The organism is Roseofilum sp. SBFL, from assembly GCF_017746885.1.
Classification (GTDB): Bacteria; Cyanobacteriota; Cyanobacteriia; order Cyanobacteriales; family Desertifilaceae; genus Roseofilum.
This window is the reverse complement of the sequence record NZ_JAGHZH010000058.1, coordinates 15,868-32,886: the sequence shown is the minus strand read 5'-3', so window position 1 is coordinate 32,886 and position 17,019 is coordinate 15,868. Positions and strand designations below refer to the sequence as shown.

14 protein-coding genes and 1 tRNA gene are annotated in these 17,019 nt (G+C 45.3%); 10 read left to right on the top strand and 5 right to left on the bottom strand.

The window, feature by feature from the left end:
• Positions 1 to 634 precede the first annotated feature (634 nt).
• Complete coding sequence (locus J7545_RS06835; protein WP_318719331.1) at positions 635 to 2,833, bottom strand: S-layer homology domain-containing protein; 2,199 nt, start codon at positions 2,831 to 2,833, stop codon at positions 635 to 637.
• Positions 2,834 to 2,995: 162 nt separating this feature from the next.
• Between J7545_RS06835 and J7545_RS06830 the strand changes: the two genes are divergently transcribed.
• The 5 genes from J7545_RS06830 to J7545_RS06810 all read left to right on the top strand — a co-directional run bounded on the left by J7545_RS06830 (position 2,996) and on the right by J7545_RS06810 (position 6,127).
• Positions 2,996 to 3,301 carry a hypothetical protein gene (locus J7545_RS06830; RefSeq protein WP_318719330.1) on the top strand — a complete coding sequence of 102 codons (306 nt, stop codon included), beginning with the start codon at positions 2,996 to 2,998 and terminating at the stop codon, positions 3,299 to 3,301.
• Positions 3,302 to 3,411: 110 nt separating this feature from the next.
• Positions 3,412 to 3,828 carry a YtxH domain-containing protein gene (locus J7545_RS06825; protein WP_318719329.1) on the top strand — a complete coding sequence of 139 codons (417 nt, stop codon included), beginning with the start codon at positions 3,412 to 3,414 and terminating at the stop codon, positions 3,826 to 3,828.
• A gap of 92 nt (positions 3,829 to 3,920) precedes the next feature.
• The gene (locus tag J7545_RS06820; protein ID WP_318719328.1) at positions 3,921 to 4,427 is read left to right on the top strand and encodes a DUF948 domain-containing protein; all 507 of its coding nucleotides are present in this window, start codon (positions 3,921 to 3,923) and stop codon (positions 4,425 to 4,427) included.
• A 156-nt stretch (positions 4,428 to 4,583) separates the two neighbouring features.
• Entirely contained in the window at positions 4,584 to 5,387 is an 804-nt protein-coding gene (locus J7545_RS06815) for a TPM domain-containing protein (RefSeq protein WP_318698088.1), read from the top strand.
• 122 nt (positions 5,388 to 5,509) lie between these two features.
• Positions 5,510 to 6,127 carry a precorrin-8X methylmutase gene (locus tag J7545_RS06810; RefSeq protein ID WP_318719327.1) on the top strand — a complete coding sequence of 206 codons (618 nt, stop codon included), beginning with the start codon at positions 5,510 to 5,512 and terminating at the stop codon, positions 6,125 to 6,127.
• 22 nt (positions 6,128 to 6,149) lie between these two features.
• Here the strand turns inward: J7545_RS06810 and J7545_RS06805 are convergent, their stop codons facing one another.
• On the bottom strand, positions 6,150 to 6,272 hold the full coding sequence (locus J7545_RS06805; protein ID WP_318719326.1) for a hypothetical protein: 123 nt from the start codon (positions 6,270 to 6,272) through the stop codon (positions 6,150 to 6,152).
• Positions 6,273 to 6,616: 344 nt separating this feature from the next.
• Here J7545_RS06805 and menD point away from each other — a divergent pair, with 344 nt between their 5' ends.
• The 4 genes from menD (at position 6,617) to J7545_RS06785 (ending at position 11,197) form a co-directional block, all read left to right on the top strand.
• Entirely contained in the window at positions 6,617 to 8,365 is a 1,749-nt protein-coding gene (gene menD / locus J7545_RS06800) for a 2-succinyl-5-enolpyruvyl-6-hydroxy-3-cyclohexene-1-carboxylic-acid synthase (RefSeq protein ID WP_318719325.1), read from the top strand.
• A gap of 154 nt (positions 8,366 to 8,519) precedes the next feature.
• Positions 8,520 to 8,969 carry a late competence development ComFB family protein gene (locus tag J7545_RS06795; RefSeq protein ID WP_318698370.1) on the top strand — a complete coding sequence of 150 codons (450 nt, stop codon included), beginning with the start codon at positions 8,520 to 8,522 and terminating at the stop codon, positions 8,967 to 8,969.
• 131 nt (positions 8,970 to 9,100) lie between these two features.
• Positions 9,101 to 9,973, top strand: coding sequence for an S-layer homology domain-containing protein (locus J7545_RS06790; protein WP_318698371.1), 873 nt, complete (start codon positions 9,101 to 9,103; stop codon positions 9,971 to 9,973).
• A 345-nt stretch (positions 9,974 to 10,318) separates the two neighbouring features.
• On the top strand, positions 10,319 to 11,197 hold the full coding sequence (locus J7545_RS06785; protein WP_318698372.1) for a hypothetical protein: 879 nt from the start codon (positions 10,319 to 10,321) through the stop codon (positions 11,195 to 11,197).
• On the opposite strand, the gene purB is transcribed toward J7545_RS06785, so the two are convergent.
• Positions 11,179 to 12,474, bottom strand: coding sequence for an adenylosuccinate lyase (gene purB, locus J7545_RS06780; protein ID WP_318698373.1), 1,296 nt, complete (start codon positions 12,472 to 12,474; stop codon positions 11,179 to 11,181). The genes J7545_RS06785 and purB overlap by 19 nt on opposite strands.
• 157 nt (positions 12,475 to 12,631) lie before the next feature.
• On the opposite strand from purB, the gene J7545_RS06775 reads away from it, so the two are divergent.
• A complete protein-coding gene (locus J7545_RS06775; RefSeq protein WP_318698374.1) occupies positions 12,632 to 15,340 on the top strand; it encodes an adenylate/guanylate cyclase domain-containing protein in 2,709 nt (902 codons plus the stop codon).
• 233 nt (positions 15,341 to 15,573) lie between these two features.
• On the opposite strand, the gene J7545_RS06770 is transcribed toward J7545_RS06775, so the two are convergent.
• Together J7545_RS06770 and J7545_RS06765 are read right to left on the bottom strand one after the other, a co-directional pair.
• On the bottom strand, positions 15,574 to 16,068 hold the full coding sequence (locus J7545_RS06770) for a hypothetical protein (protein ID WP_318698375.1): 495 nt from the start codon (positions 16,066 to 16,068) through the stop codon (positions 15,574 to 15,576).
• Between the two features lie 820 nt (positions 16,069 to 16,888).
• Positions 16,889 to 16,962 (bottom strand) — tRNA-Pro (locus J7545_RS06765).
• Positions 16,963 to 17,019 lie beyond the last annotated feature (57 nt).

Below are 17,019 nucleotides of genomic sequence, written 5' to 3'. Positions count from 1 at the left end.
TTCCGAAGTGTTAACTCTCCATCCATCGTCTACTCTACTCTTCAGCTCTTTACCTTCCCTCTTATTCTAGCCCTCTTTCGGCAGAGTGACAAAAGAGGGATACAGCGCTTTGCGCTGTTATGAGGGACAGTGTTGAATCCTCAAAGCTATGTACCAAAAGCCTATTCCCTATTCCCTATTCCCTATTCCCTAGCGCAAAGCGCTATAAGTTGGGAAGGCTGGCAAAAAGTTTGGGACTAAATTTAAAGAACAGACAAAGTTGAGGAAAGGTTAAAAACCGTAAAATAGCGGAAGACAGAGGTACATCTACCGTTTAAAATAGGTATTATTCAATCTAAATTCCTGAATCAATTTCAGTCAATTTCAGTTTGTACGAGAGGAGTGAGATATCAAAAATCTACAAATCCAGGGGACTCAACCTTATGAACTCTACACTTAAAATTCATCCAATTTCGATTTTATGTTTATTAACGGCGATCACCGCACTCTGCTGGCTTGTACCCATCGATCCGCCAGCAGTAGAGGCGAATTCTTCTTCTACTCCCATAACCTATTTATCATGGGGCCAGTGAGCTGGGGATAGGGAAAGGGAAGAGGAGACACGGAGAAGTTTATTCCCTATTCCCTATTTTCCCTAAGCAGAGGCAACCTGACTAGAAGTAATGGCGCTTACCTGTCCAGCATCAACCAAAGCTTGATAAATCATGGCTGCAGTTTCAGCGCGGGTAGCTTCATCATTGGGTCGCAAGCGATTGACATTGGGGTAATTGACCACTAATAGCTTTTGTAAGGCTCTGGAGATCGCCCCTTGTGCATAGCTAGGAATTTGATCCCGATCCTCAAAAATACTCAACAAATTTGATTCAGCAACTCCCAAATCTAAACCATTCACCAGAGAAACCAACACATCCGAGCGCTTAATATTAGCGCTCGGATTAAACGTATCGGCAGAAACTCCCGATAAAAAGCCCGCTCGATAGGCCTGTTGAATGGCATCAGCAGCCCAAAAATCCGCCGGTACATCCTTAAAATTGACTCGATCGCGTTTGGGTTGGGGATTAAACACTTTCACCAATAAAGCTGCATATTGAGCACGATTAATGGAACTATCGGGCCGGAATGTACCATCTTGAAATCCGCTAATTAAATCTTGCTCTAATAACTCGGTAACAAAAGGCCCAGCCCAGTGACCGACCAAATCGGCAAAGGCATTGGAGCTATTGGACGGACTGGCTGTTCCGGGAACGATATAACGAGAATTAATGGGATCGGCATCTCCAGTGGCAACTAAAGACTGATAGAGAATAGCCGCCATTTCTGCACGGGTGATATCTCGTCGAGGATTGAGTAATCCCAGATCGGGATAATTGACAATCATCCCTTTAACCGTTGCAGTGGTCACTTTGGTGATCGCATAATTGGGAATAGAGGTGCGATCGCGGAAAACGAACAAAGCGCTACTATCGCCACCGGTTAATTCTAAGCCACTAATTAACGCTACGATCGCTTCTGTGCGGGTTAAATTCCGACTTGGGCGAAATGTACCATCTGGATAACCGGATAAAAAGCCCATTTGGGAGGTTTTGGCGATCGCTGCTGCCCCCCAAAACCGACTGGAAATATCCAAAAACCCGATCGCCGGTCGTTTCAAGGGCACATTAAATGCTTTCGCCAATAAAGCCGCATACTCTGCTCGAGTCAGATTATTATTGGGGCGGAATGTACCATCCGGGAATCCACTAATCACCCCTTTACTGACTAACGTTTCGATAAACTCTTGTGCCCAATGTCCTGCTACATCTCGTAATTGTACGGGTGTGGGAGTTGGGGTGGGAGTCGGAGTCGGCGTGGGAGTTGGGGTAGGAGTTGGAGTTGGCCCGGGGGTCGGTGTGGGAGTAGGTGTAGGAGTCGGAGTGGGTGTAGGTGTTGGGGTCGGGCTTGGGGTTGGTGGCGGTGTAATCACCTCACTGGCAATAAAGTCAATTAACCCTTTCACCCGATTGGGATTGAGTTGATTTCCCGCAGAAACCAACGTCGTTGTCGTGGCATTTTGCACATCGTATCCCCCATTCTCCTGAAAGGTATTACCACCAGGATCTTGAGCGCTACCCAAATCAGGAACAGATTGGGAAATTACCGTTAAACCATCTTCACTATTATTTTCAATCACATTTTGCCGCAAAACCGGACGCGATCGATTAGAAGCTACAATCCCCGCCCGATTATTACTGAGGCGATTACTAATAATTACGGGGGCTGCATCATCACTGACCGCAATTCCATAACCCGTTTGGTCACAGACATTACTGCGAATTTCTCCCTTAGAATTTTTAGCCATGGAAATACCATTAGCATCATTCAATTGGAATACATTCCCCTCAATTAAAGGGTTGGCGCTCCCGGTGGCAAAAACACCTTCACGCTTAGAGCGAGTAAAGGTATTATTAGCAATAACTGGAGCGGCTGATTCAATCCAAACAGCAGTTCCACGGCTAAGGGTATTGGTTACCGTCACCCCTCGTAATTGGGAATTCGTATTGAGCCTCAGGGTAATATTTTGTCCAGCAAATGTGGGGCTAATATAGCTGCCTCCACCCTCAATCGTCATTCCTTGTCCTTTATTACTTTCATTACCAACAATAGTCACGCCAGAAGGAACGGTTAGAGGAAAAACTTCGCCACTCGATGTATTGTAAGTCCCTGTAGCCACTTGAATTGTGGTGCCAGAGGGTACATTTTGCAGAGCGCGACTAATGGTTTTGAATGGAGCAGCAGTCGATGCACCAGAATTGCCATCATTGCCCGTTGCGGGATTGACATACAGAATGCTCATGGTGTCAGGTAAAAGAGTAGAGTTAAGGGATACAGACAACCCTATCCAGGGATGATCTAGGGTTAACATGGCCATTCTACAGGGGCGATCGCCCTTTAGGGTTTCCCAGTTGTAGCACTCTAGCGAGTTGGCGAATCTGAACTATCTAAACTGACACTTAAAATGGTGACTACCGTTATTTTTTTCAATTTACTGATTTCTGCCTTTTGTCTGTGGTTAGCTTGGCGTATTGGGCGACTAAGAAGGAGATTAGCCAGGATTGCTGATGTTTTGGTTATGGCAGAAAAGCGTACCGATCTCGTTCTCTTTCATGCTCCCAATCAAATTATCCGAGGACAACAGGGAAGTCGGTGGGTACGACAACGTTATGCTCTGGTTGCCCAACAATGGGCGCAGGTGGAAAAACTGTTAGCCATTTTAAGTTTAGTTCTAGGAGTTTGGCGAAGACGCTCTAGACATCAGCGCTAGTTTCGGTAAGATATGGGGTAAGAATGAGCGTACTCGGGCTTGCATCCCAAGTTATGTACATTAATGGCTCGTGGAAAGCGGTATAGTCTGATGAGGATACTGGCAAGGATATGTCTAAAAATCAATCAGGACAGTTTATTGGGGGTTTGTTGTTGGGAACAGCAGTGGGAGTTGTGACGGGAATTTTAATGGCTCCCCGTAGCGGACAACAGACTCGGAAGATTTTGAAAAAGTCGGTCGCGGCATTACCTGATTTAGCGGAAGATATCTCTACAAGCGTTCAATTTCAAGCCGATCGCCTAGGCGCATCGACTAAAGATACCTGGGAGGATACTCTCTCTCGAGTGCGAGAGGCGATCGCCGCTGGAGTCGAAGCGAGTTTGCACGAGCAAGAAAATCCCTCAATGGCTTCTCGTCCTTTGCACAGTGAAGAACAGAGTGTAGATCCCGATACAGATCAGTCTTTCACTGAGGAGTTTAATTCTTCAGAAGGCTCAACTTATAATAATTCCCTGGATTTACAATAGGTTGAGATTGATTTAAGTTGTTGTATAACAACCGCCAAGGGTAACACCCAATTTTCTGGCATTCCCTATTCCCCATTCCCTATTCCCTATTCGTGATCGACCCCCTATTTTGGTTAGGATTATCTATTCTTTTGGTTGCGGTTAGCTTAACCGCCGTGTTGGTTGTGCTAGTTCCCACGGTTAAAGAATTAGCTAGAGCCGCCCGTTCTGCGGAAAAATTGTTTGATACCCTGAGCCGGGAACTCCCACCAACCTTAGAATCCATCCGCTTAACCGGGATAGAAATTAGTGACCTGACGGATGATGTGTCCCAGGGCGTTCAAAGAGCTTCACAAGTCGCGAAACAGCTTGACCAGAGTATAGAAACCGCTCGCGAACAAGCTAAAGGGGTACAAGTAACCACCAAAAGTGTGTTCACTGGCCTAAGGGTGGCTTGGAAACGATTTCAACAACCTAAAAGCTCTAGTAAAGCAGATGCGATCGTCAACTCAGATCGCCCCTCTCTGCCTGTAACTGACAATCAACGCTATGGAAGCACTCGACGCAAACTTCCCCAGCGATCGGTCTCTCCCCTCATCCCCACAGACAAAGACAATTAACAATTAATCATTATTCCCCTCTCCCTATCTTCTGGTCTCCTCACTCCTCACTGCTTTCTATGATCAAAATCTAGTCAAAAATGTAAAGATTTGTTAAGATAATCTCACAAAACGTTCGGCTATTCCCACAACTGACCATTGCACGAGGGGTTAAGGATGAAAAAAACACATAAAAAAACATATTGGCAAACCTGTTTAGCTGGAATTCTAGCGCTTTTGGTTTGGGCGATCGCTCCAGCCGCCCACGCCTACAACAACCCAGAACTCCTACCCGACACACCCACACCCATCATTGACCTAGGACGCAACCTCACCGACACCCAAGAAAGTAACCTAGCTGACGACCTCACCCAATTTGAACAACAAACCGGCTGGAAACTGAGAGTCTTAACCCAATTCGATCAGACCCCCGGCCGCGCCGTCAAAGACTTCTGGGGACTCAACGATAAAAGCGTTCTGCTGATCGCCGATGCCAGAGGAGGAAACATCCTCAACTTCAGCGTTGGTGATGATGTCTATAGCCTGCTACCCCGCACCTTCTGGATCGAACTCCAAACTCGCTACGGTAACCAATTCTTTGTCCGCGACAACGGCTCCGACCAATCCATCATTCAATCCCTGGAATCCATTAAAACCTGCCTCATTCAAGGCGGATGCAACGTTGTCCCCGGACTGCCCAGAGAACAATGGATTCTCACCCTGATCACCTCTCTCGTCGGTGGCACAATCTTCGGCTTTGCTGCCATTCCTCGCCAAAATGGGCAAATCTTTGCCTGGCAATGGGCCCTAATCTTTTCTCCCCTGTGGGGCATTCTATTTATTGCCTTCGGTATTGGTCCGGTTGTTTCTCGCACCAGTGAATGGTTACCCCTGGTTCGCAACATCATTGGCTTTGCCCTAGGAGCCTTAGTTGCCTACCTCTCTCCCAGCTTTAACCAATCCGAAATCTCAGAAACCTAAACCAGAGTTGCCCAAACTGGTAAGCTAATACCGTAAGCATTCAGTGGTCAGTCCAGGGTACACTCTACCCTACCCCTCTGAATACTCACTAGCTCACCTAAATCTTGGCTTGCTACTCGAATATGGAATGGCATATCACAGACGCTCTCAGTTTGGGAATCATTGACCGTGAAGTGGGTTCTCACCCTTTTTCACCAGCAGAATACGAAATTGTCCGTCGAGTGATCTACTCCACTGCCGATTTTGAGTACAAGTCCCTCATTCGCTTTTCTGACCAATCTCTTCAATCTGGGGCAGCGGCTTTAGCTGCCCGCACTACGATTGTGGTTGATGTTCCCATGGTACAAGTGGGCATTGCCAAATTAATTCAGGAGACTTTTGCCAATCCAGTCTATTGCAGCATGGAGACCCTTACCCGTCCCCAAAAGGAAAAAACCCAAGTAGCTTGGGGCGTGGAAACCTTAGCGAGACGATACCCAGAAGGGATATTTGTGATTGGTCAATCCCACACAGCTCTGGCTGCCTTAGTAGAATTAGTGGAAACAGAAGTGATTAAACCGGCTTTAATTGTGGGCGCACCAGCAGGTTTTGTGGAAGCAGATGTTACGAAGGGCCGCTTAAACGATTCCCAAGTTCCCCATATTCGTATTGAGGGACGTAAAGGGAGCGCGGTAGTTGCTTCAGCAATTATGAATGGGCTAGTGGACTTAGCGTGGCAAGCCTACGGGAAAGAGGTATAATTGTTTCATCTTGGAGTTGCTGTTAGGAAAAACCGTCGCGCTCCCCGATGCTGCGACAGTTCCAGAGTTCAGTTAAGAGATGATAGACCAACCAATTCCCTTCCGTTAAATTGGTTAAAGTTGCCTTAGAACTTCCCTTATTCATAATGAAGTGAAAACATTATGCTCTGAGATTTTAAGAGTTTTAGCACATATCTACTGAAAATAGAGCTAAAATAGAATGTTAAGGCGTGCCCTGACTCTTACAGCTTACATACTTCAGTACGAGAGGAACAGTAACACTGCCATGCAGTGGGTGGAGAGGGACGCAGGATGCGAAGAACCCGACAGGTGGACATTAAAAGTAGTCATCCTTTAAAGAGTGTGTAATAACTCATCGGCGGAGTCCCTGGTGTCCCTGAGCAAACACATTATGCTGTAAGTAACTTGCACGCCTTTCACGATCGCAGGGTATGATAACGAAGATTTAACTCTTGTTGATTCTCAACCATGCCGATTGATTTCCGTAACCTCAATATGCTCGCTGCTTCGATTTTGGTGGAAACCTTAGAGCGTTTGGGCTTAACTACGGTAATCATTTGTCCGGGATCTCGTTCAACTCCCTTAACCGTTGCGTTTGCTGCTCAAACTGGGATCGAAGCAATACCCATATTAGATGAGCGTTCGGCAGCATTCTTTGCCTTGGGACAGGGGAAAAAATCAGGATTACCGACTGCTTTAGTCTGTACTTCGGGGACAGCAGCGGCTAATTTTTATCCAGCCGTGATTGAAGCTTCGGAAAGTCGAGTTCCTCTACTGTTGTTCACCACAGATCGCCCTCCGGAATTGCGTCGAATCCATGCCGGGCAAACCATTGATCAAGTGAAGCTCTATGGAAATTATCCCACTTGGCAAACCGAATTATGTTTACCGAATGTGGATCATTTAACTTATCTGCGCCAAACGATCGCCTATGGATGGGAACGTGCCTTAAGTCCGATTCCTGGCCCCGTCCATGTTAATATTCCCTTTCGAGAACCCTTAGCGCCTACTGTGCAACTGGATCTAGGTATTCGTGAAGACGAATTCGATCGGGATGGCTTCTTTGGGTTTTTAAATGCCCATTCTCCCTCAGTATCGAGTATCGAAATCGTGCCAGAAGCCGTGAAAACTTGGTGTGATACTTTGCGCTCTTCCCGTGGCATCATTATTGCAGGAGTAGCTGCCCCTCACAAACCAGAAGCTTATGTGGAAGCGATCGCCCATTTAGCCAAAATCATCAACTTTCCTGTCCTCGCAGAAGGCTTATCCCCCGTTCGCAATTATGCCCATCTGAATCCCTATATTATCTCCACCTACGATCTGATACTCCGCAATCCTGAAATTGCCCAAGAATTATGCCCCGATGTGGTGATTCAAATTGGGGATTTCCCAACCAGTAAAGCATTAAGAACATGGCTCAAGGGATGTAATCCTCGCCAGTGGATTATCGATCCAAGCTATCAGAATCTCGATCCGCTGCACAACAAAACTCAATTTTGGCGCTGTTCTATTGAACAATTATCCCATTTTCTGCCAGAGCAACCCTCTGAAGTCAAGCCCTATTTAGAGCGCTGGTGTGCCTTAGAGCATTGGGGGCGATCGCACTTAGATCGAATCTTAGATAATATCGATCGTTTATGTGAACCCAAAGCCGCTTGGTTACTTTCTCAAGTTCTACCCAAACAGACTCCTATTTTCATTTCTAACAGTATGCCGGTGCGAGATGTGGAATGGTTTTGGACTCCCAACTCCTTAAAACTGTATCCCTATTTTAATCGTGGAGCCAATGGCATTGATGGGATTCTGTCTACTGCCTTGGGAATTGCCCACCGTCATCAGCAACCCAGCGTTTTACTCACGGGAGATTTAGCCCTCTTGCATGATACTAATGGCTTCCTGGTGCATCGCTATTTCCAAGGTCATTTAACGATTATTGTCATGAACAACAATGGGGGCGGAATTTTTGAGAATTTACCGATTTCCCAATATAATCCCCCCTTTGAAGAATTCTTTGGTACGCCTCAATCGATTAACTTTGCCCACTTATGCCAGACTTACGAGATTGAGCATCATCGAGTGGAAACTTGGGATGGGTTTGAGTATTATGTATCCCGATTACCAGCTCGGGGTATTCGTGTCTTGGAAATTGCCTGCGATCGCCATTTGGATGCTCAATGGCGTAAGCAAATATTCACAGATTTACACCTTCAAGCTTAGGGGAAACTCAAAACCGGGTTTTTTAAATATTGCGATCGCTCTATTCCTCTACAGGCAGTTTAAACTTAGAGTAATTGATCCACCCAATTTCAGATCCTAGACTACACCTGAACGTATACGGGGTCTAAACCATTAGCGTCCCTTCAACGAGATTATGCTCCATCGGAATTCTTCATCTCCCAAGGTTTATCATAATGTGATCGAATTATTAGTCGCTGAAGAGGTTCAAGAACAACTCAAGAAAGTTCCTCATAATTTGCAGCCCTACATTGAGCCAATTGAGGTGGCAACCTATGCTCTCAATCGTTTACCTGCATTGTACGCTTCCAGTGAAGAAGGCCAAAAGCGGCAATTAAAATATGCTCGCCAACAGTTACAGGAGCAAATTACCCTTGCTGTGCGCCAAGGTATTATGGCGGTTCAACGCGATCCGATTAGGAATTCTACCCCCCTTTCTTGGATCGGTGACGATCGCTTGGAAGCAGCTCAACGGGCCTTGGAGGCATTACGATTAGTTTTAAATCGCCCCGATTTGTCTTGGGAGACGTTAGTTCCTATCGTGCGTCAGGCTTTATATAAGGCGGCTCGGAAACAAAAGCACTAATGGATTAGAAAAAAATGGGGAAGAGGCGCAAAAGCGAGATTAGGGTATGGGCGATCGCCTCAGCGATGGGTTCGATTATCGCCCTGGGTCAGACTCAGGTTAAGATCGGTTTGGCTCAAAAGTAGCAAATCATGACTGAACAACAAACAGTTCCTTACGGCTATTATGCGGCGAAGGAAGCCTACAGTACCTTAGACTGGCGACTGGGCAATGTTCTGGAAGAGGTTCCCGTGGCTCCTTCGACCTTTTGGGATCGCCAAATTCAATATAATCAGCTCGATCTGCATCCGATGTCCTGCACTCTATTTGCGGCTGCTGGGGCAATTTCGGATTTAACCGGGTATCGATTTAGTCTGGCTGAGTTTGGGCAACTGATTCAAGAAGCTCGACGCTACGGGTTTTCTGATACTCAGGGATGGTATATTAATCAGGCGGTAGACTTGTTGCGTCGATGGTGGAATAACCGTCGAGAAGCCCTTGTTTCTTATCGAGTCGATATGACCGGCGTGCAACTCGGTTCAGTTCTGGGTAAAGGCTATAGTGTGGTCACCGGTTATCGAGGGAGTGCCCAATATAATGCGGATTTTAATGCCGATGGATTTTTGGATCAAACTTCATTTAGCGATCGCACCTACGGTCATGCAGTGCGGATGACCCAAGACCGCAAAAATCCCAGTTATGCCAGGGTGATGATCGACAATTATTATGGAGTCCAACGGTTTAATAACTATCGTGTCAGAGTTCCCGATATTGGCCCTCTGGTAGAAAATGGTGTGTTTTATTATTCTGGCTATATGTTTGCAACGGAGAAGAAGCGTATGTTTAGAGATGTATTTCCGGATGGTAGAAGTCGATGGTACTATGACGCTTTGGAATGGGCAGTCAAAGAAAACCTGATTAGTGGTTACCAAGATGGAACCTTTCGACCCAATCAATTGGTTACCCGGGCGGAAATGGTGGTGATGCTCAAGCGACTCTATGACAAAATTTCCAGAGAGCAATAGAAGCACTAGTCAAAAGGCAAAAGGCAATGGAAGACCAACCGGTTAATCCATGAACCTGATGCTAGTTATTTCTATACCTAGAACCAAAATTCTTAAAATAAGCTGAAGCTAGGGTTTGAAGATCGAACCCTTTTTTGATCCAGAAAGAAATAGTATTATTGCCAACGTTTCTCGCGAAAAAAACTACGGAAAGACCTTAAAAAAAAACGGGGATCGTTGCCAGGATAGGGTTTGCAGTTTTTGAAAAGATCGGTTATGGTGTCAGCAATGGAACCCAATTTAGCTAGAGTCTGTAGGACTTAAACCTGTTATGGCATAAGTCTTGACCAATTGTAAGGAGATATAATGCACATTTTTTGGAGAGCTATTCAAATAACGGGTATAAGTCTGACTACTGTCCTAGTCATAGTGGGCTTACTCCAGTGGGAGCAGTGGGCATGGTCTGCCAGCGACACAAAAACAATTGCCCAAGATCAACCCCAAGAAGAAGATCGAGCTTCCAGTTATACAACTTCAAGCAATATAAGTAGTTCAGTAGAGTCTAAACCAACAGCGAATTGGGTGGCTACGAACACCAATCCTCAAACGGGGTCGCTCCTTCCTCCCCATTTACATGAAAACTGGAGTGAGGTAGCGTTAAATCCCTCTAAGGAAACTCAAGTTCGAGACTTGGAATACTGTGTGATTAGCATGGCCCAATTGTCTACGAATAAATCTCCGTTATATGTGCTATCTAGTCCAAGAAAAGATGGGGCGATCGTGGGAGAATTAGAAACCGGAAGATGGCTCAGTATTATGAATGCCACTGACCAATGGTTTGAAATTATTGATCCCACCAAAGGCTGGGTACACCGGTCAGATGTTGATAGTAGTTGTAATGAAAAAGTAGAGCGGGTAAACCTAGGGTCACATCAATCTTCAGTACGCATTAAAGACCGTATGGTTGGAGTAGGAGTCCACCGCTATGTTGTCCATCTGCCACCGGGAAAAACTTTAAATCTGAAAAACTTAGAAGGGACAATCCCCAGAGTGGTCAATCCTCGTGGGGAGCTTTTGACTCAATCCTGGGAGACCTCTGAGGAGGGTTTTCCAGAGTGGATCGTACAGCCGATGGAATCGGCAGACTACACGATCGAAGTGGTCTCCCATGATTCTGAGTTAGAGTATTCCTTCTCGGTGGAAATCACTCCCCTTCAGGAATATGCTCAGATACTCAGTCGTTGATAGACTTGATCCAGGTTTCTCAGATGCTGATGGGGATCGAAGCAGGCGTTAATCTCTTCTGGAGAGAGGGATTGAGTCACCTGGGGATGTTGACTAATCAGAGTCCGAAAGTCTCCCTCTGGATTATTCCAGGCTTGGTGGGCACTCTCTTGGACAATTTTATAGGCTTCTTCGCGCTGTAAACCTTTTTCTATGAGGGCTAAGAGGACTCGTTGGGAGAAGATCACCCCGCCATAAACGTTCATGTTACGCTTCATGTTTTCGGGGTAGACTAAGAGACCTTTCACCAGGTTGATGATTTCACGCATCATAAAGTGAGTCAAAATACAAGCATCTGGTAGAATGACCCGCTCTACGGAACTGTGGGAAATATCGCGCTCGTGCCATAGGGCTACATTTTCTAAGCTGGCGATCGCATGACCTCGGATAATTCTGGCTAAACCGGTGAGCCGTTCTGAGCGAATGGGGTTGCGTTTATGGGGCATGGCAGAAGACCCTTTTTGCCCTTTGGCAAAGTATTCTTCTACTTCGAGAACATCGGTGCGCTGGAGGTTGCGAATTTCGACGGCAAACCGTTCAATGGAGGCGGTAAGCAGGGCTAGGGTTTGCAGATATTCTGCATGGCGATCGCGGGAAATGACTTGAGTTGAGGCACAATCAGGTTGTAATCCCAACTGTTGACACGCTAACTCTTCTACTTTGGGGTCAATATTGGCATAAGTTCCCACTGCGCCAGAAATTTTACCAACGGCAATTTGGGACTGGAGGCGACAAAGGCGATCGCGGTGACGCAAAACTTCCGCTAACCATCCCGCTAACTTAAAACCAAATGTCATGGGTTCGGCATGAATTCCATGCGATCGCCCCACCATTACCGTATCTCGATGTTGGCCGGCTTGATAGCGAATCGCTTGCACCAGTTCCTCCACCTGATGTTGGATCAAATCCAAACTAGCCACCATTTGCAGGGCCAAAGCCGTATCCAAGACATCTGAACTGGTTAATCCCAAATGGATATAGCGCCCAGCATCCCCTACATACTCATTGACATTGGTCAAAAAGGCAATCACATCATGACGGACTTCGGCTTCTATTTCCAACACTCTGTTGAGATCGAATTTAGCTTTCGCTTTGATCTCTTCTACAGCCTGGGCTGGAATATAACCCAGTTCAGCTTGCGCTTCGCAGACCGCAATTTCAACTTGTAACCAAGTCTTTAGCTTAAAGTCATCCGTCCAAATTTTGCCCATTTCGGGCAGAGTATAACGCTCAATCACAGCTTGTGTAGCAGAAGTACAACCGACCTATTTTACCCTTGAAGGGCCATTTGTGATGATCCAGTTGAATGGATGTGCTAACTTTAAGGACAAGATTGATCCATCTGTCAACCTTGTGGCTTTGTTTCTCTTTCTCTACTTCTCCCCAATCCTCTAAATGGTTTGGCAAGCAACGTCTCAATATCTCAAACGCCTTCCCTTACGCCTGGTTTTAGTCGTTCCTTTTGTCGTGCAAATCTGCGCCACAGTCGGATTAGTCGGTTATCTATCCTATCGCACTGGACAGGAAGCGGTACAAGATTTAGCCGATCGATTAATGACGGAAATTGGCGATCGCGTCGATAGTCATTTGCGCGTCCATCTTGAGTTACCCCATCTCATCAATCAAACCAATGCCGAAGCGATTCGTTTAAACATTCTCGATCTCAATTTTCCAAAACTCCTGGAACAGCAATTTTGGCAACAAACTCAAGTCTTTGATTCCGTCACTTTTATCTATTTTGGCAATCCTAGAGGAGGTCTAATTTTTTCAGGACAGGGAGACAATGGTCAGTCGATGATCCGCGTAACTGAAAACTTGGTTAGCGGGAATTATTATAAATATTCCGTCGATAGTAAAGGCGATCGGAAAGAGCTTTTAGAGACCACAACTTATGATGCTAGAGAGCGTCCTTGGTTTAAAGCTGCACAACAGGCTCAAAAACCAGTTTGGAGTGATATTTATCTGTTTATATCGACCCAAAGTTTAGGGTTAACAGCTAGTCAGCCGGTTTATGATAACCAAGGTGACTTTCAAGGCGTTTTAGGCGTTGATTTATCCTTATCTACTATTAGTCAATTCCTGCAAGACTTGAACATTGGTCAATCGGGACAAATTTTTATCATGGAGCGCAATGGAGAATTGGTCGCTTCGTCCAATCCAGAGCAAGTCCTTTTCGTCTCCCAATCTAAAGAACAAATTAGAGCCAAGGAAAGTGAGGATACAATCATAAAAAATACCGCACTTTTTTTGGAAGAGGAATTTGGAAATCTTTACAACATCGATCGACCTCAGAAGCTCGAATTCGATCGAGAAAATAATCCCAAATTTCTACAAGTTTCCCCCCTTAAAGATGCCTATGGCTTAGATTGGCTGATTGTAGTCGTTGTGCCAGAATCTGATTTCATGGGCCAGATTCACGACAATACCAAAAATACAATTTTTTTATGTGCGATCGCTTTACTGGTAGCTGTTATTATTGGGATCTTAACGGCTCGCTGGGTCACCTATCCCATTTTTACCTTAAATCGTTCCGCCCAAGCTCTCGCTGCTGGTAATTGGGACTCTCCAGAATTACCCGATCGCTCTGATGAATTGGGACAACTCGCTCTTTCTTTTCATACCATGGCTGAAGAGCTAATTAAAACCTTCTCTATTCTAGACCAAAGTAATAAGGAATTAGAACAGCGTGTTGAAGAAAGAACCGTATCATTAACTACCGCCGAAGCCGAGCTGAGAGGCTTATTTGAAGCGATGACTGAACTGATTTTAGTCTTTAATCGCCAGGGAGATTATGAAAAAATAATTTCCGGCAGTGATGATTTTTTGATGCATAGTAGGGAGGTTTTGCTCAATCAAAATATTCGGGAGTTTATGGAGCCAGACTTGGTCAACTGGCACTTAGATAAAATTTCTAAAGTTCTGGAAACGGGAAAAACCCATAGAGTGGAATATCAGATGGTTCTTCGAGGAAAGCAACGCTGGTTTGCGGCGAATGTTTCTCCAGTTTCCGATCGATCTGTGATCTGGGTTGTTCGAGATATAACTCCCCAAAAAGAAGCTCAAGTCGCCTTAGAAAATGCTCTAGCCTTGCAGAAAGCAGTCTTGGAATCCATTGCGGATGGCGTGATAGCTGTCGATCAGTCGAATAGAATTATTGCTTATAATAATCAATTTATCAAAATGTGGAAAATTCCCCCGGAAGTTTTAGCCTCTCAAAATGTGCAAGAACAACGCAATTTTTTGGCGCAGCAAGTGGAAGATCCGGTGGCATTCCTAAAACGTCAACAAGAAATGGTTGAGAATCCAAAAGCCGAAGGTACGGGCATTATTCCGTTTAAGGATGGTCGAGTGTTTGAGCAGTTTAGTCGTCCTCAGAAAGTTGGCGATCAAATTATGGGACGGGTGTGGGGATTTCGAGATGTGACGAAGCGCAAGCAAGCAGAAGAAGCCCTAAGACAGGAAAAAGAGCGGTCAGAAAAGCTACTCCTGAATATTTTACCAGAGGCGATCGCCGATCGGTTAAAACAAGATCAAAGCTCTTTAGCGGAAGATTTTGAATCAGTGACGATTTTATTTGCTGACATTGTCGGATTTACACCTTTAGCCGCTCAAGTTCAACCCATTCAATTGGTGGATATGCTCAATCAAGTCTTTTCCACTTTTGACCAACTGACGGAAACCTATGGACTCGAAAAAATTAAAACCATTGGTGATGCCTATATGGTAGCAGGAGGATTACCCGATCCCATGCCTAATCACCTGGATGTCATGGCTAGGATGGCCTTATCCATGCAAACATATATGGGTCAATTTTACACGCCCATGGGGGATAATTTCCAAATCCGCATTGGGATGCATACAGGTTCAGTGATTGCAGGAGTGATTGGGAAGAAGAAATTTATCTATGATTTATGGGGAGATACGGTAAATGTAGCTTCCCGTATGGAGTCGTCTGGAGAACCGGGTAAAATCCAAGTGACTGAAGTGGTTTATGAAGTCTTAAAAGAGCAATATCTTTTAGAGAAACGGGGCAAAATTCGGGTTAAAGGGAAAGGAGAGATGAATACGTACTGGTTGGTTTCGCGTAAACCGACGTTCAGATAATATCAAGTCTGTTGGAATAGTTGTCATGGCGATCGCAGGGAAGCATTGTCTAGCTCTGATAAAAGCTTTGCATCTCTCAAGAGTTTGCAGAATCAATAGCTTGCCAAGCTATGACTTCCACCTGAATTACCCCTATATTGATCGCCTGATGGCTGCCTCAACCCCTCTTTTTACCCCTTGAGGTGTTGACCAAAGAGGGATATGGGGAAAGTGCTTGGATAATATACATAATCTCAGATTAGCTTGTCGTTATCCTCTCCTGAAATCAGCCCTTTCCCAGAATTGAGATTACTTTCTTCTAAACTCGATATCAGTTGCTTAACAGTGTGTAGCTTCAGCCCTTCCTTGGATTCACCTTGGCTCAATTGCATTCCTAAAGCAAGAATCAGCCGCTCTCTGCTGCTGAACGGATAGACTCCAGTCATTGCTGTCTCTAGAGAGCATAAGACACGCTTGAGTTCTGCTTCTTCTTCTGCTGTTAATTGTTGATAGTCTTCTTGATGCTCTCTAGAAGTTGCTAAACCAGCGACAAAGCTACCTAAAACCATGCCTACCCACGCACCTGTAGTACTGCCTTGCAACCAAGCATTTGGCCCTGCCCAAAGTTGACACACTTTGCTAAATACCCAAGAATAGTCTTGGCAAGCTTGCATTTTAGATTGAAATTGCAAGTTTCCACCCACAGCAAAACCAAAGCCGCTACAGGCTAGGGCCATTAGGGTACACATTAAAATACGCTTGTTTTGGCTCAACTGAAGCTATAGCGCTTTGCGCTGGTAATAGGGAATGGTCAGAAGTGAAGGCTGTAAGCTAGGGAGAGGCAATAGGCAAAACCGGGTTTTACTCGTTGCTGATAAAACAGTTTAGCAAAAATTTTTAGCGGTTTCAATAGTTGCAAACTCCAAGAGAAATTGTATTACTATAGACACCGCCTACTTAAACGAGAGCAGTATGTTGATGGGGCGACTAGGATGGTTGTTTCCTATAGTGAGAACGATTTGTTCATTGTCGACGCAGCTATTAGGCAAAAACTAGGAGACCCTCCTACTTCTAGAATTACGTCGTAAATGAGCCGTTAAGCTAAAGCCCCCCACAGAGCGGTCTTTTTTTTTGTGAGCTTCCCAGAAGAGTCTTGCCGTTCAGGTTCCACTCTAGTGTTGCATCAATACGCCGAAGAGTTTCTTTCTGTTCTGGCGTTAGCCCGCTAATTGGGGTAACTTTCTGTCCGGTTATAGGGTGACAAAAAATATATATTTTGGTCGTCACTACAACTTGGGGTGACCTCCATAGTATATACTTTTGCGTCACACCTTATGATTCTCCCTTTATCCATAGAGAATTCTTATGTGATGGTCATGTGATTGATTTATTAGCGGAAATCTATGGTGATGCTTTTATGGATAGATTTCCTCTATTTGTACGACCTATTTACCCTGCACTGCTTTGGAGTGGTGTAGGATGATTTTGTGTGCAAATTAGGTGTAGCGCCTCCTTTGGGAAGAGGGGGCTACGGGTTCAAATACTGGAAACCAAAGGCTATTCTATAAATCGGGATGACAGGATTTGAACCTGCGGCTCCCTCGTCCCGAACGAGGTGCGCTACCAAGCTGCGCTACATCCCGGTAAACCATATAACTTGCTCGATGATAACATGCGATCGCCCCATTGAGGTGAAAATT